Here is a 20,129-nt window from a genome sequence, read left to right on the forward strand (position 1 = left end):
GTTTTGTTTCATTTAATCCTGCATCATGGTGATATAAAAATAAAACGAAAGATAATAGTTTTCCGATCTGTTTCACAAAAGAAACATAATGAAAGGTTTCAGCGCAGTGTTGGCTTGCGTCTGTACGTAAGGCGGGACTTGCATTCCCGAAAAAGAAAGGCCTTAATAGGCAAAACGAAATGAAACGAAAGACTATTTATTAAGGAGCTCGTATGAGCAGCACCGATTCATCCGCGGAAAAGCGCATCACCGGCACCAGTGAAAGGCGAGAGCAGATCATTCAGCGGTTGCGGGCGCAGGGAAGCGTGCAGGTTAACGATCTGTCTCATCTGTACGGCGTATCGACGGTGACGATCCGCAACGATCTGGCGTTCCTGGAGAAGCAGGGCATCGCCGTTCGCGCCTACGGCGGGGCATTGATTTGCGAAGGCAACATGCCGGGCGCTGAGCCTTCCGTGGAGGATAAAAGCTCGCTGAATACGGCGGTGAAGCGCAGTATCGCGCAGGCCGCTGCCGCGCTGGTTAAACCCGGGCACCGTATTATTCTGGACTCCGGCACCACGACGTATGAAATCGCCCGCATGCTGCGCCAGCACACGGACGTGATTGCGATGACCAACGGGATGAACGTGGCGAATGCGCTGCTGGAAGCGGACGGGGTGGAATTGCTGATGACCGGCGGGCACCTGCGCCGTCAGTCGCAATCCTTCTACGGTGACCAGGCAGAACAGTCGCTACAGAATTACCATTTTGACCTGCTGTTCCTCGGCGTTGACGCCATCGATCTCGACCGCGGCGTAAGTACGCATAACGAAGACGAAGCCCGCCTTAACCGCAAAATGTGCGAGGTGGCGGAGCGTATTATCGTTGTCACGGACTCCAGCAAATTTAACCGCTCAAGCCTGCATAAAATCATTGATACGCAAAGGATTGATATGATTATTGTCGATGAAGGCATTCCGGCGGAGAGCCTGGACGGGCTGCGAAAAAGCGGGATTGAGGTGGTGCTGGTTTAAGGGGGCTTTCCCTCTTCCTAACCCTCTCCCCATAGGGGAGAGGGGACCGTTCGGTGCGGTTGGGAATATGAATCACGTCACCGGTGCCGGGTTGAACACCGCCAGCTGATTATGTAATCCCCATTGATCCGAGAAGGTTTTCTTCCGCCCGCTGGCGACATCCAGAATGAAGTGGAACAGTTTCCAGCCCACGTCCTCAATGCTCTCTTCCCCGGTGGCGATAGTGCCCGCGTTGATATCCATTAAGTCGTACCAGCGGTTTGCCAGCTCGGTGCGGGTCGCCATCTTGATCACCGGTACCGCCATCAGGCCGTACGGCGTGCCGCGCCCGGTGGTAAAGACCTGCACCGTAATGCCGGATGCCACTTGCTGCGTGCCGCAGACGAAATCGCTGGCCGGCGTTGCCGCGTAGATCAGGCCGCGTTTCGTCGGGCGCTGGCCCGGAGAGAGCACTTCCACAATCGCGCTCTGGCCGGATTTGGCAATCGACCCGAGGGCTTTTTCCACTACGTTGGCCAGGCCGCCTTTTTTGTTCCCCGGTGAGGGATTGGCGCTGCGGTCGGTTTTGCCCATATCGAGATAGCTATCGTACCAGGCCATTTCCTCGAGCAGGCGCTTGCCGACCTCTTCATTAACGGCGCGTGGCGTGAGCAGATGGATGGCGTCACGCACTTCGGTCACCTCGGAGAACATCACCGTGGCGCCGCAGCGCACAAGCAGATCGGACGCATAGCCCACCGCCGGGTTGGCCGTCACGCCGGAGAAGGCATCGCTGCCGCCGCACTGTGTTCCCACTACCAAATCAGACGCCGGGCAGGTTTCGCGCTGGCGCTTGTTGAGCTTGTCCAGATGGCGTTCAGCCACCTGCAGGATATCGTCGACCATTGAGCGGAAACCCACGTGGCGTTCATCCTGCAGGCGCACGATGCTGGCCTCGTCTGCCGGAATGGCTTTCACATCTTCGGTACCCTGCAGCAGGCGCTCTGGCTGCAATTTTTCACACCCCAGACCGATGACCATCACCTCGCCGCCAAAGTTTGGGTTCAGGGCGATATTGTGGATGGTACGGATATGCACTACGGCAGCGGGGGCGTTAATCGCCACGCCGCAGCCGTAGAGGTGGTTCAGGCCAACCACGCCGTCGACGTTCGGGTATTTCGGCAGCAGATCGCGTTCGATGATTTTCACCACGTAATCCACTACGCCCGCCACGCAGTGCACGCTGGTGGTAATGCCGAGCAGATTCTTGGTGCCGACGCTGCCGTCCGCGTTGCGGTAGCCTTCGAAGGTATAGCCCTCCAGCGGAGGAAGCGGTTCCGGTACGCGAGTCGCCAGCGGAAGCGTGTTTAGCGGCGGCGCTTCCGGCAGCGCCACCAGCGACTCCTCAACCCAGCTCCCCTGTGGTATAGAGCGAACGGCATAGCCGATGACTTCACCGTAACGTACGATTTCGCTGTTAGCAGGGATATCCGCCAGGGCGACTTTATGTCCCTGCGGAATATGCTCAATCAGTTCCAGCCCGTCCGGGAAGCGGGTGCCCGCTTTTAAGCCATTGTCGTTGACAATAATCGCCACATTATCGGTGTCGTGGACTTTTATATAAAACGCCGTCGGCGATGCCTGTCGAATTTCAATGTCGGCCATTGTTCAGTATTCTCCAGCAAAGTGTCTGATAATAAATTCAGCCAATTTTCAAATGGTAGAAATAAATACGCGGCTTTCAGAAATAAAGCATGTCAGCATAGGGGATATGAAAATGTGATCTCGATCGCTCCAGAACCAGTAATGCCTGATTCTGTGCATTAGCGCCCAGCGCCTTGTGCATATGCAAAAAAATTTATCGAAGTATAACGCAATAATTGAGCATTAAAACAATGTGCGGTTGTGGATTGCGTCTTATACTGAATGACGGTTTTATAACGCCAAAATACGTCAGAATAATAAATATAATGCTGGTGCGGTGTCTGAATAAATAAAATGATGCTGATATAGGCTGCGAATTAAAAAGGTAAATACGATGAATAACGATATCTTCCCGAATAAATTTAAAGCGGCCCTCGCGGCACACCAGATTCAGATTGGCTGCTGGTCCGCGCTGGCAAACCCTATCAGCACCGAAGTGCTGGGCCTGGCCGGTTTTGACTGGCTGGTGCTGGACGGCGAACATGCGCCGAACGATATCAGCACCTTTATTCCACAGCTGATGGCGTTGAAAGGCAGCCCCAGCGCCCCGGTAGTGCGCGTGCCCACCAACGAGCCGGTGATTATCAAGCGCCTGCTGGATATCGGTTTCTACAACTTCCTGATCCCGTTTGTGGAGACGGAAGAACAAGCGGCCCTGGCCGTAGCCTCAACGCGCTATCCGCCAGAAGGGATCCGCGGCGTTTCCGTTTCGCATCGCGCCAATATGTTTGGCACCGTGCCGGACTATTTCGCGCAGTCTAATAGCAACATCACCATTCTGGTTCAGATCGAGAGCCAGCAGGGCGTTGATAACGTCGACGCGATTGCCGCCACAAACGGCGTGGACGGGATCTTCGTCGGTCCAAGCGATCTGGCTGCCGCCTTTGGTCATCTGGGTAACGCCGGCCACCCTGACGTGCAGCGCGCGATCCAGCACATCTTTGCCCGCGCTAAAGCTCACGGCAAACCGTGCGGCATTCTGGCGCCGGTTGAGGCTGACGCACGCCGCTATCTGGAGTGGGGAGCCACGTTTGTAGCCGTCGGCAGCGACCTCGGCGTATTCCGCTCGGCCACGCAGAAATTAGCCGACGCTTTTAAAAAATAACCATCATTGAGGAAACAGATTATGACGCTGAAAGTGGGTTTTATTGGCCTGGGCATTATGGGTAAACCAATGAGTAAGAACCTCATCAAAGCGGGTTACTCGCTGGTGGTATCCGATCACAATCCGCAGGCCGTGGCAGAGGTGATAGCGGCTGGCGCTGAAACGGCCACCACCGCGAAGGCCATTGCCGAGCAGTGCGATGTCATCATCACCATGCTGCCAAACTCACCGCATGTTAAAGAAGTTGCGCTGGGTGAGAACGGCATTATCGACGGTGCGAAGCCGGGCCTGGTGCTGATCGATATGAGCTCTATCGCACCGCTCGCGAGCCGTGAAATCAGCGAGGCGTTAAAAGCGAAGGGCGTCGATATGCTGGATGCACCGGTCAGCGGCGGTGAGCCGAAAGCGATCGACGGCACGCTGTCGGTGATGGTCGGCGGCGATAAAGCCATTTTCGATAGATACTACGACCTGATGAAAGCCATGGCGGGCTCCGTGGTGCATACCGGGGACATCGGGGCGGGTAATGTGACCAAGCTGGCAAACCAGGTGATTGTAGCGCTGAACATTGCCGCCATGTCCGAAGCGCTGACGCTGGCAACCAAAGCGGGCGTCAACCCGGATCTGGTCTATCAGGCCATTCGCGGTGGTCTGGCGGGCAGTACCGTGCTGGATGCCAAAGCGCCGATGGTCATGGATCGTAATTTCAAACCCGGTTTCCGCATCGACCTGCATATCAAAGATCTGGCGAACGCGCTGGATACGTCACACGGCGTGGGCGCACAGCTGCCGCTGACCGCGGCGGTCATGGAGATGATGCAGGCGCTGCGTGCCGATGGCCTGGGCACGGCCGATCACAGCGCGATTGCGTGCTACTACGAAAAACTGGCGAAGGTGGAAGTGGCGCGTTAATCACGCCTTGCCTACACCTTAGGGTGACAGCGGCGCGCAAACCCTCTATACTGCGCGCCGAAGCTGACCAGACAGTCGCCGCTTCGTCGTCGTCCCTTTCGGGGGAGACGGGCGGAGGGGAGGAAAGTCCGGGCTCCATAGGGCAGGGTGCCAGGTAACGCCTGGGGGGGAAACCCACGACCAGTGCAACAGAGAGCAAACCGCCGATGGCCCGTGCAAGCGGGATCAGGTAAGGGTGAAAGGGTGCGGTAAGAGCGCACCGCGCGGCTGGTAACAGTCCGTGGCACGGTAAACTCCACCCGGAGCAAGGCCAAATAGGGGTTCACATGGTACGGCCCGTACTGAACCCGGGTAGGCTGCTTGAGCCAGTGAGCGATTGCTGGCCTAGATGAATGACTGTCCACGACAGAACCCGGCTTATCGGTCAGCTTCAACTTCTTAAAAAACCCCGCTTCGGCGGGGTTTTTGCTTTCCAGGTGATGCTGGATGGGTAAGCGCAGCGCCGGACAAACGACATCAATTCTCATATTTGCGACATTAAGCACATTTCACTGCTTTTGTGCCTTTCGTATCGATACTGTACCTGTATACGATCGCCATCACAAAATTTCGCGCTAAAAAACACACGATTTTTAGTATTGATAATTTGTTATGTTTGTTACTTTTATGATCGCGAATCTTTTCTCGTTTGATATGCATATATTGAAATCAAATACATTTCTCCCGTGAATATGTGACGAATTCCACTCTTTTCCGCAAACCTGAAAATTTGCATCGGAAAAATTTAATAAATTGAAAGAATGTTTCAAACAAATAGCGGTTATTTATTGGTCTTTAATTGCCTGAAAGATCGTCTTTATTGATTTTTTTAACGCTGAGAAATTTATCAAGGTTATCGCCATAAAATAAATTTATTACTACTGCTTTTATTGATCGATATCAGCGTAATGGCGTGGTCGTATTTATTCATATTATTGATAATAAATGAGTTTTTTGGTTTTCGTTGATCCTGTGAAGCGTGCGGAAAAGCAAATTGTGAGTGACAGCACATACCCCCTTAAACACTATTAGGTAGAATCCGCTCCGTCATAGGGAAATAAGCGCAGAATATTATGAACACTATTATTCTACCGAAAACACAGCACCTCGTGGTATTTCAGGAAGTCATTAAGAGTGGCTCCATAGGTTCTGCAGCAAGACAGCTTGGCCTGACGCAACCCGCCGTCAGCAAAATCATCAGCGATATTGAGTCCTACTTCGGCGTGGAAGTGATGGTGCGTAAAAACACCGGCGTAAAACTCACTGCCGCGGGCCAGGTCCTGCTCTCGTACTCAGAGTCGATCACCCGCGAAATGAAAAACATGGTGAGTGAGATTAACAGCCTGAGTTTCAGCACCGTCATGGACGTCTCCTTTGGCTACCCGTCGCTGATCGGCTTTACCTTCCTGTCCGAGATGATCAAAAAATTCAAGGAAGTGTTCCCGAAAGCACGCGTCTCGATGTATGAAGCCCAGCTCTCATCTTTCCTTCCGGCCATTCGCGACGGTCGTCTGGATTTCGCTATTGGCACGCTAAGCGATGAAATGCTGCTGCAGGATCTGCACGTCGAACCGCTGTTTGAGTCCGAGTTTGTGCTGGTCGCCAGCAAAACGCGAACGTGCACCGGCCCGACGACACTGGCATCGCTCACGCACGAGCAGTGGGTGATGCCGCAAACCGATATGGGCTACTACAAAGAACTTCTGACTACTCTGCAAGACAACCACATCAGCATCGAAAACATCGTCCAGACCGATTCCGTCGTCACCATTTATAACCTCGTGCTGAATGCCGATTATCTGACGGTCATTCCCCGCGACATGATTGCCCCGTTCGGTTCCGACCAGTTTATTGTGCTGCCCGTGGAAGATGAATTACCCGTGGCGCGTTATGCCGCCGTGTGGTCAAAAAATTACAGGATTAAAAAATCGGCGTCAGTATTAGTTGAGCTGGCAAAACAGTATTCGTCGATGAATATCGAAAGACGACGATGAATAATGAGTAATCATTTTAAAAACACCCAGAGCTTATCTCTGTAACGCTCTGATACCCTGACTTTGCCTGAAAAGAATGAATTATTATAACGAGGATATTATGCATATTACCTACGATCTCCCGGTAACGATTGAAGATATTCAGGACGCCAGAAAACGACTGGCAGGAAAAATATATAAAACCGGTATGCCGCGCTCGAATTATCTTAGCGAACGCTGCAAGGGCGAAATATTCCTGAAGTTTGAGAACATGCAGCGTACCGGCTCGTTTAAGATCCGCGGCGCGTTTAACAAATTAAGCTCGCTGACCGACGCTGAAAAACGCAAAGGCGTTGTCGCCTGCTCCGCAGGGAACCACGCGCAGGGTGTGTCCCTCTCCTGCGCGATGCTCGGCATCGACGGCAAAGTGGTGATGCCGATGGGCGCGCCGAAGTCTAAAGTGGCCGCGACGCGCGACTACTCGGCGGAAGTTGTGCTGCACGGCGAGAACTTCAACGACACCATTGCCAAAGTCAGCGAAATCGTCGAGATGGAAGGGCGTATTTTTATTCCGCCATACGATGATGCCAAAGTGATCGCCGGGCAGGGCACCATCGGTCTGGAAATTCTCGAAGATTTATACGACGTGGATAACATTATTGTGCCTATCGGCGGCGGCGGTTTAATTGCCGGGATTGCGACGGCAATTAAATCCATCAACCCCACCATTAATATCATCGGCGTGCAGTCAGAAAATGTTCACGGCATGGCGGCATCGTATCAGGCCGGAGAAATAATGAGCCATCGCGTTACCGGCACGCTGGCCGACGGCTGTGATGTTTCTCGCCCCGGTAATTTACCGTTCGAAATTGTTCGCGAGCTGGTTGATGACATTGTGCTGGTCAGCGAAGACAACATTCGCGACAGCATGATCGCGCTTATTCAGCGTAATAAAGTGGTGACGGAAGGTGCCGGCGCGCTGGCCTGTGCCGCGTTATTAAGCGGCAAGCTCGATCGCTATATTCAGGGTCGTAAAACCGTCTGCATTATTTCCGGCGGCAATATCGATCTCTCCCGTGTTTCCCAAATTACCGGCTTCGTTGACGCATAAAGGTGACCTATGAGCAACACAGAAAGCATTATCGTTGGCCAGACAAAAACGTCCTCCTGGCGTAAGTCTGATACCACCTGGACGCTTGGCCTGTTTGGTACCGCCATTGGCGCAGGCGTGCTGTTCTTCCCCATTCGCGCAGGTTTTGGTGGATTGATCCCTATCCTGCTGATGCTGGTTCTCGCGTTCCCGATTGCGTTTTACTGCCACCGCGCGCTGGCGCGTTTGTGCCTCTCCGGCAGCAACGTCTCGGGCAACATCACCGAAACGGTGGAAGAGCACTTTGGAAAAACCGGCGGGGTGGTGATCACCTTCCTCTACTTCTTCGCTATTTGCCCGCTGCTGTGGATTTACGGCGTCACCATTACCAACACCTTTATGACCTTCTGGGAAAACCAGCTCCAGCTACCTGCGCTGAACCGCGGCGTGGTGGCGCTGTTCCTGCTGCTGCTGATGGCCTTTGTTATCTGGTTTGGTAAAGACCTGATGGTGAAGGTCATGAGCTTCCTGGTGTTCCCGTTTATCGCCAGCCTGGTGCTGATTTCCCTGTCGCTGATCCCTTACTGGAACTCGGCGGTGATTGACCAGGTCAACCTGAGCGATATCGCCTTCACCGGTCATGACGGCATTCTGGTCACGGTGTGGCTGGGTATCTCCATCATGGTCTTCTCCTTCAACTTCTCGCCTATCGTCTCCTCGTTTGTGGTCTCCAAGCGCGAAGAGTACGAGCCGGAGTTCGGGAAAGCGTTCACCGAGCAGAAATGTTCCAAAATCATCGGTCGCGCCAGCCTGCTGATGGTGGCCGTGGTGATGTTCTTCGCCTTTAGCTGCCTGTTTACGCTCTCTCCGCAGAACATGGCGGACGCTAAGGCGCAGAACATTCCGGTGCTCTCTTACCTGGCGAACCACTTTGCGTCAATGTCTGGCACCAAATCGACGTTCGCGACGGTACTGGAATACGGTGCCTCCATCATCGCGCTGGTCGCTATCTTCAAATCCTTCTTCGGTCATTACCTGGGCACGCTGGAAGGGCTGAACGGCCTGATCCTCAAGTTCGGCTACAAGGGCGATAAGAAGAAAGTCTCCGTTGGCAAGCTGAACACCATCAGCATGGTGTTCATCATGGGCTCCACCTGGGTTGTGGCCTACGCCAACCCGAACATTCTGGACCTTATTGAAGCCATGGGCGCACCAATCATCGCCTCTCTGCTGTGCCTGCTGCCGATGTATGCCATCCGCAAAGCACCGGCGCTGGCGAAGTACAAAGGGCGTACCGAGAACATTTTCGTTACCGCGGTCGGGCTGCTGACCATTCTGAATATCGTTTACAAACTGTTCTAACCCATTGCTCAGGAAGAGCGGAGTCACATGATGATTGAGTTTCCGGTTGTACTGGTAATTAACTGCGGATCGTCCTCTGTTAAGTTTTCGGTGCTCGACGCCAGCAGCTGCGATGCCCTGATGACGGGCATTGCAGATGGGATCAACACCGAGAAGGCCTTTATTTCCGTGAACGGGGGTGAGCCAGCCAGACTGGCTCACCAGGACTACGAAGGGGCGCTGGCTGCCATCGCCCTGGAGCTGGAGAAGCGTAACCTGATGAGCAGCGTGGCCTTAATTGGCCACCGCATTGCGCACGGGGGAAATCTCTTCAGCGAGTCGACCCTGATCACGGAAGAGGCGATCGCGCAGATCCGACAGGTTTCCCCGCTGGCGCCACTGCATAACTACGCCAACCTGAGCGGCGTGGAAGCCGCAGAGCGTCTGTTCCCGGGCGTGCAGCAGGTGGCGGTATTTGATACCAGCTTCCACCAGACGCTGCCGCCGCAGGCGTATCTGTACGGATTGCCGTACCGCTATTTTGAAGAGCTGGGCGTGCGCCGCTACGGCTTCCACGGCACCTCTCACCGCTACGTGGCCGCGCAGGCGCATACGCTTCTCGGGCTGTCCCCCGATGACAGCGGCCTGGTGATTGCCCATCTCGGCAACGGAGCCTCCATCTGCGCGGTGCGCAACGGCGAAAGCGTCGACACCTCGATGGGGATGACGCCGCTGGAAGGGCTGGTAATGGGGACGCGCTGCGGCGACGTGGACTTCGGCGCGATGGCGTGGATTGCCCAGCAGACCGGCCAGTCGTTCGAGGATCTGGAGCGCGTGGTCAATAAAGAGTCCGGGCTGCTGGGGATCTCCGGCATCTCCTCCGATTTACGTACGCTGGAGAAAGCCTGGCACGAAGGCAACGAGCGGGCGCAGCTGGCTATCCATACCTTCGTTCACCGCATTGCGCGGCATATCGCCGGGCACGCGGCGTCGCTGCACCGCCTGGATGGGGTGGTCTTTACCGGCGGTATTGGCGAAAACTCGAAGCTTGTCCGCGCGCTGGTGGCGGAACATCTGAAAGTCTTCGGCATCATCCTCGACGACGACAAAAATGCCCTGCCGGGCAGCGCGGGTGAGCGCGTGATCTCCACCGAATCGTCCCGCGTGGCCTGCGCGGTTATCCCTACCAACGAAGAAAAAATGATCGCGCTGGACGCCCTCCGTCTTGGGAAGGTTACCCCGGCCGCGGCTTACGCCTGATAAAGCGAGAAACACATGAAAGTAACAATCGATACGGGCGTCGCGCCCTACAGCGACGCATGGGCCGGGTTTCGCGGTGAAGAATGGAAAAACGCCGTCAACGTCCGCGATTTTATTCAGCATAACTACACCCCTTATGAAGGCGATGAAGCTTTCCTCGCGCAGGCGACGCCAGCAACGACGGCGCTGTGGCAGAAGGTAATGGTCGGCATTCGCCAGGAGAATGCCACCCACGCCCCGGTGGATTTTGACACCAACATTGCCACCACCATTACGGCCCACGGGCCGGGCTATATCGACCAGGATCTGGAGACGATCGTCGGCCTGCAAACCGATAAGCCGCTCAAGCGCGCGCTGCATCCGTATGGCGGGATCAACATGATCCGCAGCTCGTTCGAAGCCTATGGCCGGGAGATGGATCCGCAGTTTGAATACCTGTTTACCGACCTGCGCAAAACCCACAACCAGGGAGTGTTTGACGTCTACTCCCCGGAGATGATGCGCTGCCGTAAATCCGGCGTGCTGACCGGTCTGCCGGACGGCTACGGGCGCGGACGCATCATCGGTGACTATCGCCGCGTGGCGCTGTACGGGATCGCTTATCTGGTGCGCGAGCGCGAACTTCAGTTTGCCGATCTGCAGGGCAGGCTGGAGCGCGGTGAAGATCTGGAGGCGACGATCCGCCTGCGTGAAGAGCTGGCGGAGCACAGGCGCGCGCTGCTGCAGATCCAGCAGATGGCGGCGAACTACGGCTTTGATATCTCACGTCCGGCGATGAACGCCCAGGAAGCGGTGCAGTGGGTCTATTTTGCCTACCTTGCAGCGGTGAAATCCCAGAACGGCGGGGCGATGTCGCTGGGGCGCACGGCCTCGTTCCTCGATATCTACATTGAACGCGACATGCAGGCGGGGCGCCTGAATGAAGTCCAGGCGCAGGAGCTGATCGACCACTTCATCATGAAGATCCGCATGGTGCGCTTCCTGCGCACGCCGGAGTTCGACACGCTCTTCTCCGGCGATCCAATCTGGGCGACGGAAGTGATCGGCGGCATGGGGCTGGACGGGCGCACGCTGGTGACCAAAAACAGCTTCCGCTATCTGCATACCCTGCACACCATGGGGCCTGCGCCGGAGCCGAACCTGACGATCCTCTGGTCTGAACAACTGCCGATCGCGTTCAAGAAATACGCCGCTCAGGTGTCGATCGTCACCTCTTCGCTGCAGTATGAGAACGACGATTTGATGCGTGCGGACTTCAACAGCGACGACTACGCCATTGCCTGCTGCGTCAGCCCGATGGTGATCGGCAAGCAGATGCAGTTCTTTGGCGCGCGCGCCAACCTCGCCAAAACGCTGCTGTACGCGATCAACGGCGGGGTGGACGAGAAGCTGAAGATCCAGGTCGGCCCGAAAACCGAGCCGCTGCTGGACGACGTGCTGGATTACGACACCGTGATGGCGAGCCTCGATCACTTTATGGACTGGCTGGCGGTGCAGTACATCAGCGCCCTGAACCTCATTCACTACATGCATGATAAGTACAGCTACGAAGCCTCGCTGATGGCGCTGCATGACCGCGACGTCTATCGCACCATGGCCTGCGGAATTGCCGGGCTGTCGGTGGCGGCGGATTCCCTGTCGGCCATTAAATACGCCACGGTGAAGCCGGTGCGCGACCACACCGGTCTGGCGGTCGATTTTGTGATTGAAGGGGACTATCCGCAGTACGGCAACAACGACGACCGCGTGGACAGCATCGCCTGCGACCTGGTGGAGCGCTTTATGAAGAAAATTCAGGCGTTGCCAACCTACCGCAACGCGGTGCCAACCCAGTCGATCCTGACTATCACCTCCAACGTGGTATACGGCCAGAAGACCGGGAACACGCCGGACGGACGCCGCGGCGGCACGCCGTTTGCGCCAGGCGCGAATCCGATGCACGGCCGCGACAGAAAAGGGGCGGTAGCCTCGCTAACGTCGGTGGCCAAGCTGCCGTTCACCTATGCGAAAGACGGGATCTCCTACACCTTCTCCATCGTGCCGCAGGCGCTGGGCAAGGACGAGCTGGTGCGCAAAACCAACCTGGTGGGGCTGCTGGACGGGTACTTCCATCACGAAGCGTCCATTGAGGGCGGGCAGCATCTGAACGTCAACGTCATGAACCGGGAAATGCTCCTCGATGCCATTGCGCATCCCGAGAATTACCCGAACCTGACGATCCGCGTTTCAGGCTATGCGGTGCGTTTTAATGCGCTGACGCGCGAGCAGCAGCAGGATGTGATTTCGAGGACGTTTACGCAATCAATCTGACGACATTTAGGTCTCATGCCCCCTCAACCCTGGGGGCATTTTTTTGCCCGCTAAACATACAAAATTGTTTATATAATTACTCACACATATTCATCCGCTCTTGAAAAACAATACGCCTGCTTTTCCCTATCACAGCATGTAAGGACAGTAAGATGATGAAAATGACCCGTATTGCGCTGGTCGCCGCCTCGCTGGCAGTGTGCAGTTTTACGGTACAGGCCGCGAACGTTGAGGCTGCCCCGTCTCCCTCGCAGGATCCGCTGGTACAGCACCTGAAGCTCAGCAATGAGCAGGTTAAGAAGATTGAAGATCTGCATAAGCAGCTGGAACAAAATGTCAGCAAGATCCCGATGACGGGAGTGAAGGACGGCGCGCTGATCGACATGTTCCAGGCGGGTAAATGGGACGAAAGCACGGTGAAAAGCCAGCTTGCTGCCTTTAGCAAAATTGAAGAGCAGACCCGCTATTACCGCGTGAAATATTACTTCGACGTCAGCCAGGTGTTGACGCCGGAACAGCGTAAGCAGATTAGAACCGATATGGCTAACGCGCTGGCAGAGTGATTTCGTACGTTGCATACGGCGCCGGATGATTCTGCCGTGGCTCGATCGGTTCCCTCTCCCATTGGGAGAGGGTTAGGGTGGGGGCATTCTTTAAACCGGCAAATCAATCAGCAGCGCGCGAAGCGGCGTATCCGCCACCAGGGTGATATTCGCTTCATCACGAATAAACGCCCCGTCGCCGCAGGTGAGCGCTTCTTTCTCTTCCGTGTGCGTCACCGCATGTACCGTACCGTGAATAGACTGTAAATAGGCGCGCGGACCATGAAGCTGGAAGCTCGCCTGTTCACCTTTCTTCATTTCGATATGGTGCAGCCACACCTGCTGGCGCAGCTGCAGGCTACCTTTACTGCCGTCCGGCGATGCAATCAGCTGCTGCTTATCGCCCGTTAAATCTAACTTCTGTACCAGCGGATTTTCCCGCTCGGGGCAGGCGTCCAGCCACAGCTGCATACGGGTCAGCGTTTTATCTTTGCTGAGGTTATGCTCGCTGTAGCTGATGCCCGGCTGCGTGGAAATTAACAACGCTTCGCCAGCCTTTGCCTGGACATGATTGCCCTCGCTATCGCGGTATTCTGCCTCGCCTTCCAGGATCAGGTTCAGGATATCGACTTTCGGGTACGTACGCGGCTGGAAGGAGGCGCCAGGGGCGAGCACTTCCTGATTCAACACGCGCAGTGAAGCGTAACCGAGGAGTTTAGGGTCAAAGTAGTGTCCAAAGGAAAAGGTGTAGCGGGCCTGCAGCCAACCGAAATCGGCTTGTCCGCACTGTTTAGCTGTTCTTGTCGTAATCATAAACTTGACCTCTCTTTACACTAAAACAATGGTAAAGGTATGGACGCTGCATTGTTAGCCAGATATTCTGCCCGGTATGTTCAAATTTCCTGAATGAGAACGAGATGGCTAAAGAGAGAGCATTGACGCTTGAGGCGCTTCGCGTCATGGACGCGATTGACCGGCGCGGCAGTTTTGCGGCGGCGGCAGATGAGCTGGGGCGCGTTCCGTCTGCGCTAAGCTACACCATGCAGAAGCTGGAGGAAGAGCTGGACGTGGTGCTGTTTGACCGCTCCGGTCATCGAACAAAGTTCACCAACGTGGGGCGAATGCTGCTGGAGCGCGGCCGCGTGCTGCTGGAAGCGGCGGACAAGCTCACGACGGACGCCGAAGCGCTGGCGCGCGGCTGGGAAACCCATCTGACGTTAGTTACCGAAGCGCTGGTGCCGACTGAAGCGCTGTTCCCGCTGGTGGACCGCCTGGCGGCGAAGGCCAATACGCAGCTGTCAATCATCACCGAGGTGCTGGCAGGCGCGTGGGAACGTCTGGAGACGGGCAGGGCGGATATTGTGATTGCGCCGGACATGCACTTCCGTTCCTCATCGGAAATCAACTCGCGCAAGCTCTACAGCGTGATGAACGTCTATGTTGCCGCACCCAATCACCCGATTCACCAGGAGCCGGAGCCGCTCTCTGAAGTGACGCGCGTGAAGTATCGCGGCGTGGCGGTAGCGGATACCGCGCGCGAGCGTCCGGTGCTGACGGTGCAGCTGCTGGATAAGCAGCCACGCCTGACGGTGACCTCGCTGGAAGACAAACGGCAGGCGCTGCTGGCCGGTCTGGGCGTGGCGACGATGCCGTACCCGTTTGTGGAGAAAGATATTGCGGAAGGGCGACTGCGCGTTGTCAGCCCGGAATACACCAGCGAAGTGGATATCATTATGGCGTGGCGCCGCGACAGCATGGGCGAAGCCAAATCCTGGTGTCTACGCGAAATTCCGAAGCTTTTTGCCCACCACAATAAATAAGGATATAGGCCCGGATCGCTGTGCGCCACCGGGCCATTATTTATGCGTCGAGCTTCGGATCCGGACCAAAGCGGTTCTCGCCCGGCGTGCCGCTCTGGCAGTTGAAAATCAAAATCACGATCCAGCCAACAAGCGGGATCAGCAGCAGCAGTAACCACCACGCTGAACGATCGGTGTCGTGCAGCCGACGGAACAGTACCGCCCACGATGGTAGCAGGACTAACAGGCCATAAATGGTGGTCAGTACGCCTTCACCGCCAGCCCGCTCCCAGCCAAGAATTTTATCCACGATGCCCAGCACCATAATCAGGACGAAGTTCACCAGAACGAACATCCAGTACTCTTTGCGGCGGGCGCGGCCACCAAATCCAATGTAGTTACGCAGTACTTTTAAATACCAGTCCATTTTTCCTTGCCTCATTAGTCAGTCAATCACTTGTTTTCTAAGCGATCGAGGTAAGGATAGATGGAGATTGTGAATTAAAAAAGGGCATCCATCGATGCCCTTAATATTTATCCAAAACGCACGTCGCGCCCGTGCGGTTCTTCCAGGTTCTGCCACGGGCCGATGGAGATAATACCCGTCGGGTTGATGGTCTTGTGGCTGCGGAAATAGTGGGTGCGAATATGGTCGAAGTCGACCGTGTCGGCAATACCCGGCATCTGGTAGATGTCGCGCAGAAAACCATGCAGGTTCAGGTAGTCGCTGATGCGGTGCTTGTCGCACTTAAAGTGGGTGACATAGACCGGATCGAAGCGAACCAGCGTGGTCCACAGGCGAATGTCCGCTTCCGTCAGGCGATCGCCCGTCAGGTAGCGATGCTGGCCCAGGATCTGCTCCAGACGCTCAAGTGATTCAAACACCTTTCCGACCGCTTCGTCATACGCTTCCTGGCTGGTGGCGAAACCGGCCTTGTAGACACCGTTGTTGACGTTGTCGTAAATCCAGCTGTTCAGCTCGTCAATTTTCTCACGCAGCTCAGCCGGATAGTAATCTCCGGCACGGGCGCCGTGCGCGTCAAACGCGGTATTGAACATGCGGATGATTTCCGCAGACTCATTGCTGACAATCGTCTGGTTTTTCTTGTCCCACAGCACCGGCACGGTAACGCGCCCGGTGTAGTGAGGATCGGCGCGCAGATAGAGCTGGTAAAGGAAATCGTGGTGGTAAAGATCGTCGCCGGTCGCCGCGGGGAAATCACTGTCAAACGTCCAGCCGTTTTCCAGCATCAGCGGGTTCACGACCGAAACCGGAATTAAGGATTCGAGACCCTTAAGCTTGCGCACAATCAGCGTGCGGTGTGCCCACGGGCAGGCAAGGGAAACATAAAGATGATAACGGTCTTTCTCAGCCGCGAAGCCGCCTTCGCCGCTCGGGCCTGGCGCGCCGTCGGCGGTCAGCCAGTTACGGAAGGCCGAAACTGAGCGCTTGAAGCGACCTCCGGTGGATTTGGTGTCATACCAGACATCCTGCCATACGCCGTCTACGAGTTGTCCCATTTTTTCTCCTCCGTCAGATAGCAAAAGCGAGGAGATGTCTCCTCGCTTTGTGTTTATTCAGTATAGCGTGCTTACCACTTCTTATTCAGAACGCGGTCGATGCTGTATGCACCCGGGCCGGTGACGGCCAGCAGCAGGAAGCCACCCGCGATGGTCAGGTTTTTCATGAACATCAGAGAGTTCACGCCTTCCGCAAAGTTGCTGTGGAAGATGAACGCTGTCAGCACGGTGAAGCCTGCGGTAAACAGCGCGGTGGTACGGGTCAGGAAGCCGAACAGTACCGCCAGGCCGCCGCCGAACTCAAGAAGAATGGTCAGCGGCAACAGGAACCCCGGAACGCCCATGGCTTCCATATACTGCTGGGTACCCGCATAACCGGTGATTTTTCCCCAACCTGCCACGATGAACAGAATTGGCATCAGAATACGTGCTACCAGTACACCAACATCTTCTAATTTTTTCATTTTACTCTCCAGGAAACCACATGAGCGGCTGAACATTATTTGTCTGCAATTCCGGGTAGATACCGCGGCGTTGCTGTCGATGGAGAGGATAATAAACGGGGCGGGTGGTAATTGTTAGCAAGGAAAACTGTCAATCTTCTTCAAAGATATTGAGTAAGGGGACGTGCGCGCTGGTGTCTCACCCCAACCCTCTCCCACGGGGAGAAGGCGCAAAAACAAAAAACGGTAACCTGAGTTACCGTTTTGTATCACCGCAGCTGCTGCTGCCGCAAAGTGGCTTTCACCAGACGCCAGGCGCTCCAGGCGCCGAATCCACGACGTGCCCAGCGGATGAGCATATTTGGATGACGAACCGTCCAGATAGCCATCACGCTGCTGCCGACCAGCGCCCATGAGCGCAGGCTCAGGAAGGTGTTCCAGCCGCGGTCAAACCGTCGCGTCGCGTCAATCCAGTCGCGGCGGCTGGCAGACAGATCCAGCCGTTGCTGCTGGATCTGACTTAACAGGTACGCTTTTCGCTTCTGACGTTCCGCTTTATCGCTCACGGCTTGTCATCCTCCAGCAGAGCGCGATCGTTCGCCAGCTCCTGACGCGTATGGCGCAGGAAAGTGGACTTGCGCGCTTTACGCAGCGTCCAGATACCGCCTATCAACGCGGCGACCAGCAGAACGACGGTGGTGGCAATCATCGCGTTAAGACGATACTGCGGATCGATGGCCCAGATGATTAACACCATCAGGCTCATCAGACCAAATGCGGCGAAGAGCATGGTCAGCCCGAGCATCAGCAGCATCTGGAAGAGGTTCGCTTTCTCCTCTTCCAGCTCGACCACTGCCAGCCGGACGCGCGTTTCGGCAATCCCGACCAGCGTCGTTAAAATACGCTGGCCGATGCCGAGGACGTTGTTAGCAGGCCCTTGTGCGTGACGAGGATCTTCCATATCAACGACGCGTCAGAAGGACACCCAGTACCACACCCACTGCGGCACCAATCCCTACACCCGTCCATGGATTATCACGCACATATTCGTCCGCGCGGGCAGCCGCTTCGCGGGTCTGTTTCGCCAGCGCATCACCGGTTTCACCCAGGCGATAGCGGCTCTCTTTCAGCGCCTGCTCCGCCTTGCTGCGCAGCTTGCTGACCTCTTCTTTTGACTTGTCAGCAGAGGAGTTCAGCACCTCTTCAAGGGTATCGGCCAGGGATTTCAGTTCAGCGCGCAGATGTTCAGACGTCGTATCTTTTGACATGATTCTCTCTCCTGTTGAGATTTCCGTTAACTCAATAATCGCGAGCTTCCAGCGCTTTCAGGTCATCCTGCGCTTCTTTCAACTTCTTCTCGCGCTTGGCAATTTTTTCCGCATCTCCTTTCTCTTTCGCTTCCTGCAGGTCGCGACGGCGCTCGGCTATCTCGTCCTTCTGTTCAGCGATTTTCTTCTTGTGGTCGGCACGAAGCTTGCTGTCTGAACAGTTCGCTTTCACTTCGCTCAGCGCTTTTTTAAGACCATCAACACGGTGCTGATTGTTATGCTTTTCGGCATAACCGATCTCACGCTGAATATCCTGTTCTTTCTCCTGACAGAGAGAGTTTGCGAAGGATGCTGTGCTTAAAGAAAAAAGGGCCAGAGCCAGAGTCATGGGGAATTTCATTATCGAAACCTTCCATTGTGTTGCGGCGTTTGCCGCTATCCAAAGTTATGCGGAGTACATTGAGGGGTGCTCCGCGTACTTAAGCATAGTAAGTAAACGGGGGATTCACCAAAGTGAGTGAAAAGATTCGGAATCCTGGAAGTTATCCAAACCGATGCGACGTATCACGAATCAATGACAGCCAGGCTGCAGGTTGGCTGTCATCTTCCTGCTGGGCAATGATATACCCGTGCGGCAGCGTACGATCGAGAACCACTTTCGCGGCGGCACTTTGCGCACGGGAATCAAACTTGATCAGTAAAACGTCGTCCTGCGGGGTAATGCTCTTAAAGCGGATCCCGTTCGCGTCCAGATGATGCCAGACAGAAAAACCGTCAGGCACGCTGGCGCCCTGGTTTACCGGGCGGATGGCCAGCGTCGATTCCTGATGCGAAAGCGCGCTCCATGCCAGCAGCATGGCGCTGAGGACGATCAGCGTAATCACGGCAACGGCAAAACGGCGCAGGGCGAGCGGTGAGATAACCATCGTTAGCCTCTGGCTCCGTATTTCTTCTTCCACAGGACAACCAGTGAGCCAATCAGGCCGAAGACCAGCAGAACCACAGGAAGCAGCATCAGGCAGGACATCAGCTGGTCTTCATATTTCATAAAGACCGGCGTTTTACCCAGTGCATAGCCCAGCGTCGTCAGAATAAGCACCCATAGCAGGCCGCTCATCCAGTTAAAGAACTGGAAGCGCGCGCTGCTCAACCCCGACAGACCGGCAATGGTCGGCAGCAGGGTGCGAACAAAGGCGATAAAGCGGCCAATCAGCAGCGCGGAAAGCCCGTGCTTGTGGAAAAGGTGGTGCGCCCGCTGGTGATAATGCGCGGGAAGATGAGAGAGCCAGTTCTGGACGATCCGGGTATTGCCCAGCCATCTTCCCTGGATATAGCTCACCCAGCAGCCGAGGCTGGCCGCCACGGTCAGTAATAAAATGGTGTGTGGAAACGCCATCGCCCCTTTGGCACACAGCACGCCGACAAGCACCAGCAAACTGTCACCGGGCAGGAAGGCAGCAGGCAGCAAACCGTTCTCAAGGAACAGGATCATAAACAAGACGAAATAGAGCATGCCAATCATGGAAGGGTTGGCCAGCGTTTCAAAATCCTGCGCCCAGAGGGCATGCAGCAGTTGGGTCAAAAGTTCCATTCAGTGTTCCTGGAAATCGGTTAACGTCACGCCTGTTATCCGGGACAAACAGCACGGCGACGTTGTTGTGATTTCATTATGGTCGCTCGCGGACACATTGCGGTGTGGCCAACACTGTTCCCTGTTAATTGGCTGGTTAGCAAGCACTAACTTACAAAATAAGGAATTGAATCCAATTGTAACAAAGCCCAACGTTCTGCGTCACAGAATTTGCAGGGGTGAGTTGATTTTGGCGT

At 55.4% G+C, this 20,129-nt stretch carries 21 protein-coding genes and 1 other RNA gene; 11 read left to right on the forward strand and 11 right to left on the reverse strand.

The window, feature by feature from the left end; translation table 11 throughout:
- Positions 1–212 precede the first annotated feature (212 nt).
- Positions 213–1,016 carry a DeoR family transcriptional regulator gene (locus tag ACOTZC_RS19095; protein WP_045403479.1) on the forward strand — a complete coding sequence of 268 codons (804 nt, stop codon included), beginning with the start codon at positions 213–215 and terminating at the stop codon, positions 1,014–1,016.
- Between the two features lie 72 nt (positions 1,017–1,088).
- Here ACOTZC_RS19095 and garD read toward each other — a convergent pair whose 3' ends face one another.
- Positions 1,089–2,660, reverse strand: a complete 1,572-nt coding sequence (gene garD, locus ACOTZC_RS19100) for a galactarate dehydratase (protein ID WP_421635951.1) — start codon at positions 2,658–2,660, stop codon at positions 1,089–1,091.
- 373 nt (positions 2,661–3,033) lie between these two features.
- Here garD and garL point away from each other — a divergent pair, with 373 nt between their 5' ends.
- From garL to ACOTZC_RS19145, 9 genes are all read left to right on the forward strand, one after another.
- Complete coding sequence (gene garL / locus ACOTZC_RS19105) at positions 3,034–3,804, forward strand: 2-dehydro-3-deoxyglucarate aldolase (protein ID WP_023309303.1); 771 nt, start codon at positions 3,034–3,036, stop codon at positions 3,802–3,804.
- 21 nt (positions 3,805–3,825) lie between these two features.
- On the forward strand, positions 3,826–4,716 hold the full coding sequence (gene garR / locus ACOTZC_RS19110; RefSeq protein WP_023309302.1) for a 2-hydroxy-3-oxopropionate reductase: 891 nt from the start codon (positions 3,826–3,828) through the stop codon (positions 4,714–4,716).
- 59 nt (positions 4,717–4,775) lie between these two features.
- Positions 4,776–5,152, forward strand: an RNA gene (gene rnpB / locus ACOTZC_RS19115) — RNase P RNA component class A.
- Between the two features lie 676 nt (positions 5,153–5,828).
- Complete coding sequence (gene tdcA, locus ACOTZC_RS19120) at positions 5,829–6,749, forward strand: transcriptional regulator TdcA (protein ID WP_008501504.1); 921 nt, start codon at positions 5,829–5,831, stop codon at positions 6,747–6,749.
- A gap of 100 nt (positions 6,750–6,849) precedes the next feature.
- On the forward strand, positions 6,850–7,839 hold the full coding sequence (gene tdcB, locus ACOTZC_RS19125; RefSeq protein WP_213751828.1) for a bifunctional threonine ammonia-lyase/L-serine ammonia-lyase TdcB: 990 nt from the start codon (positions 6,850–6,852) through the stop codon (positions 7,837–7,839).
- Positions 7,840–7,848: 9 nt separating this feature from the next.
- Complete coding sequence (gene tdcC / locus ACOTZC_RS19130) at positions 7,849–9,180, forward strand: threonine/serine transporter TdcC (RefSeq protein WP_029739656.1); 1,332 nt, start codon at positions 7,849–7,851, stop codon at positions 9,178–9,180.
- A 30-nt stretch (positions 9,181–9,210) separates the two neighbouring features.
- A complete protein-coding gene (tdcD, locus tag ACOTZC_RS19135) occupies positions 9,211–10,419 on the forward strand; it encodes a propionate kinase (RefSeq protein WP_045403590.1) in 1,209 nt (402 codons plus the stop codon).
- Between the two features lie 15 nt (positions 10,420–10,434).
- Positions 10,435–12,729: a formate C-acetyltransferase gene (pflB, locus tag ACOTZC_RS19140; protein ID WP_023309297.1), complete on the forward strand. Its 2,295-nt coding sequence runs from the start codon at positions 10,435–10,437 to the stop codon at positions 12,727–12,729.
- A gap of 152 nt (positions 12,730–12,881) precedes the next feature.
- Positions 12,882–13,292: a Spy/CpxP family protein refolding chaperone gene (locus ACOTZC_RS19145; protein WP_023309296.1), complete on the forward strand. Its 411-nt coding sequence runs from the start codon at positions 12,882–12,884 to the stop codon at positions 13,290–13,292.
- A gap of 90 nt (positions 13,293–13,382) precedes the next feature.
- Here ACOTZC_RS19145 and ACOTZC_RS19150 read toward each other — a convergent pair whose 3' ends face one another.
- Positions 13,383–14,084, reverse strand: coding sequence for a pirin family protein (locus ACOTZC_RS19150; RefSeq protein ID WP_126303123.1), 702 nt, complete (start codon positions 14,082–14,084; stop codon positions 13,383–13,385).
- Positions 14,085–14,188: 104 nt separating this feature from the next.
- Here ACOTZC_RS19150 and yhaJ point away from each other — a divergent pair, with 104 nt between their 5' ends.
- Complete coding sequence (yhaJ, locus tag ACOTZC_RS19155; RefSeq protein ID WP_008503135.1) at positions 14,189–15,091, forward strand: DNA-binding transcriptional regulator YhaJ; 903 nt, start codon at positions 14,189–14,191, stop codon at positions 15,089–15,091.
- A gap of 40 nt (positions 15,092–15,131) precedes the next feature.
- On the opposite strand, the gene ACOTZC_RS19160 is transcribed toward yhaJ, so the two are convergent.
- From ACOTZC_RS19160 to yqjA, 9 genes are all read right to left on the reverse strand, one after another.
- Positions 15,132–15,497, reverse strand: a complete 366-nt coding sequence (locus ACOTZC_RS19160; RefSeq protein WP_023309294.1) for a DUF805 domain-containing protein — start codon at positions 15,495–15,497, stop codon at positions 15,132–15,134.
- A gap of 107 nt (positions 15,498–15,604) precedes the next feature.
- The gene (locus tag ACOTZC_RS19165) at positions 15,605–16,591 is read right to left on the reverse strand and encodes a glutathione S-transferase family protein (protein WP_023309293.1); all 987 of its coding nucleotides are present in this window, start codon (positions 16,589–16,591) and stop codon (positions 15,605–15,607) included.
- A 71-nt stretch (positions 16,592–16,662) separates the two neighbouring features.
- Positions 16,663–17,055, reverse strand: a complete 393-nt coding sequence (locus ACOTZC_RS19170) for a DoxX family protein (RefSeq protein WP_023309292.1) — start codon at positions 17,053–17,055, stop codon at positions 16,663–16,665.
- Positions 17,056–17,303: 248 nt separating this feature from the next.
- Complete coding sequence (locus ACOTZC_RS19175; RefSeq protein WP_014885330.1) at positions 17,304–17,600, reverse strand: YqjK-like family protein; 297 nt, start codon at positions 17,598–17,600, stop codon at positions 17,304–17,306.
- Complete coding sequence (locus tag ACOTZC_RS19180) at positions 17,597–17,995, reverse strand: phage holin family protein (RefSeq protein ID WP_014885329.1); 399 nt, start codon at positions 17,993–17,995, stop codon at positions 17,597–17,599. Before ACOTZC_RS19180 ends, ACOTZC_RS19175 begins: the two co-directional genes overlap by 4 nt.
- 1 nt (position 17,996) lies before the next feature.
- Positions 17,997–18,302 carry a DUF883 family protein gene (locus tag ACOTZC_RS19185; protein ID WP_008503141.1) on the reverse strand — a complete coding sequence of 102 codons (306 nt, stop codon included), beginning with the start codon at positions 18,300–18,302 and terminating at the stop codon, positions 17,997–17,999.
- Positions 18,303–18,333: 31 nt separating this feature from the next.
- Positions 18,334–18,702 carry a DUF1090 domain-containing protein gene (locus ACOTZC_RS19190; protein ID WP_421635952.1) on the reverse strand — a complete coding sequence of 123 codons (369 nt, stop codon included), beginning with the start codon at positions 18,700–18,702 and terminating at the stop codon, positions 18,334–18,336.
- 142 nt (positions 18,703–18,844) lie between these two features.
- Positions 18,845–19,228: an EnvZ/OmpR regulon moderator MzrA gene (gene mzrA / locus ACOTZC_RS19195; protein ID WP_023309290.1), complete on the reverse strand. Its 384-nt coding sequence runs from the start codon at positions 19,226–19,228 to the stop codon at positions 18,845–18,847.
- A gap of 2 nt (positions 19,229–19,230) precedes the next feature.
- Complete coding sequence (gene yqjA, locus ACOTZC_RS19200) at positions 19,231–19,893, reverse strand: DedA family general envelope maintenance protein YqjA (protein WP_023309289.1); 663 nt, start codon at positions 19,891–19,893, stop codon at positions 19,231–19,233.
- Between the last annotated feature and the right edge of the window lie 236 nt (positions 19,894–20,129).

It is taken from the genome of Enterobacter cloacae complex sp. SHL009, from assembly GCF_049237205.1.
In the GTDB taxonomy this organism is placed as follows: domain Bacteria; phylum Pseudomonadota; class Gammaproteobacteria; order Enterobacterales; family Enterobacteriaceae; genus Enterobacter; species Enterobacter cloacae_M.

Excerpts from the sequence above, each read along its gene's own strand:
- garD (WP_421635951.1), bottom strand. The coding sequence starts at position 2,660 with ATGGCCGACATTGAAATTCGACAGGCATCGCCGACGGCGTTTTATATA.
- pflB (WP_023309297.1), top strand. The coding sequence starts at position 10,435 with ATGAAAGTAACAATCGATACGGGCGTCGCGCCCTACAGCGACGCATGG.
- garR (WP_023309302.1), top strand. The coding sequence starts at position 3,826 with ATGACGCTGAAAGTGGGTTTTATTGGCCTGGGCATTATGGGTAAACCA.
- mzrA (WP_023309290.1), bottom strand. The coding sequence starts at position 19,228 with ATGGTTATCTCACCGCTCGCCCTGCGCCGTTTTGCCGTTGCCGTGATT.
- tdcA (WP_008501504.1), top strand. The coding sequence starts at position 5,829 with ATGAACACTATTATTCTACCGAAAACACAGCACCTCGTGGTATTTCAG.
- yqjA (WP_023309289.1), bottom strand. The coding sequence starts at position 19,893 with ATGGAACTTTTGACCCAACTGCTGCATGCCCTCTGGGCGCAGGATTTT.
- yhaJ (WP_008503135.1), top strand. The coding sequence starts at position 14,189 with ATGGCTAAAGAGAGAGCATTGACGCTTGAGGCGCTTCGCGTCATGGAC.
- tdcD (WP_045403590.1), top strand. The coding sequence starts at position 9,211 with ATGATTGAGTTTCCGGTTGTACTGGTAATTAACTGCGGATCGTCCTCT.
- garL (WP_023309303.1), top strand. The coding sequence starts at position 3,034 with ATGAATAACGATATCTTCCCGAATAAATTTAAAGCGGCCCTCGCGGCA.
- ACOTZC_RS19170 (WP_023309292.1), bottom strand. The coding sequence starts at position 17,055 with ATGAAAAAATTAGAAGATGTTGGTGTACTGGTAGCACGTATTCTGATG.
- tdcC (WP_029739656.1), top strand. The coding sequence starts at position 7,849 with ATGAGCAACACAGAAAGCATTATCGTTGGCCAGACAAAAACGTCCTCC.
- ACOTZC_RS19150 (WP_126303123.1), bottom strand. The coding sequence starts at position 14,084 with ATGATTACGACAAGAACAGCTAAACAGTGCGGACAAGCCGATTTCGGT.
- ACOTZC_RS19190 (WP_421635952.1), bottom strand. The coding sequence starts at position 18,702 with ATGAAATTCCCCATGACTCTGGCTCTGGCCCTTTTTTCTTTAAGCACA.
- tdcB (WP_213751828.1), top strand. The coding sequence starts at position 6,850 with ATGCATATTACCTACGATCTCCCGGTAACGATTGAAGATATTCAGGAC.
- ACOTZC_RS19165 (WP_023309293.1), bottom strand. The coding sequence starts at position 16,591 with ATGGGACAACTCGTAGACGGCGTATGGCAGGATGTCTGGTATGACACC.
- ACOTZC_RS19145 (WP_023309296.1), top strand. The coding sequence starts at position 12,882 with ATGATGAAAATGACCCGTATTGCGCTGGTCGCCGCCTCGCTGGCAGTG.
- ACOTZC_RS19185 (WP_008503141.1), bottom strand. The coding sequence starts at position 18,302 with ATGTCAAAAGATACGACGTCTGAACATCTGCGCGCTGAACTGAAATCC.
- ACOTZC_RS19160 (WP_023309294.1), bottom strand. The coding sequence starts at position 15,497 with ATGGACTGGTATTTAAAAGTACTGCGTAACTACATTGGATTTGGTGGC.
- ACOTZC_RS19180 (WP_014885329.1), bottom strand. The coding sequence starts at position 17,995 with ATGGAAGATCCTCGTCACGCACAAGGGCCTGCTAACAACGTCCTCGGC.
- ACOTZC_RS19095 (WP_045403479.1), top strand. The coding sequence starts at position 213 with ATGAGCAGCACCGATTCATCCGCGGAAAAGCGCATCACCGGCACCAGT.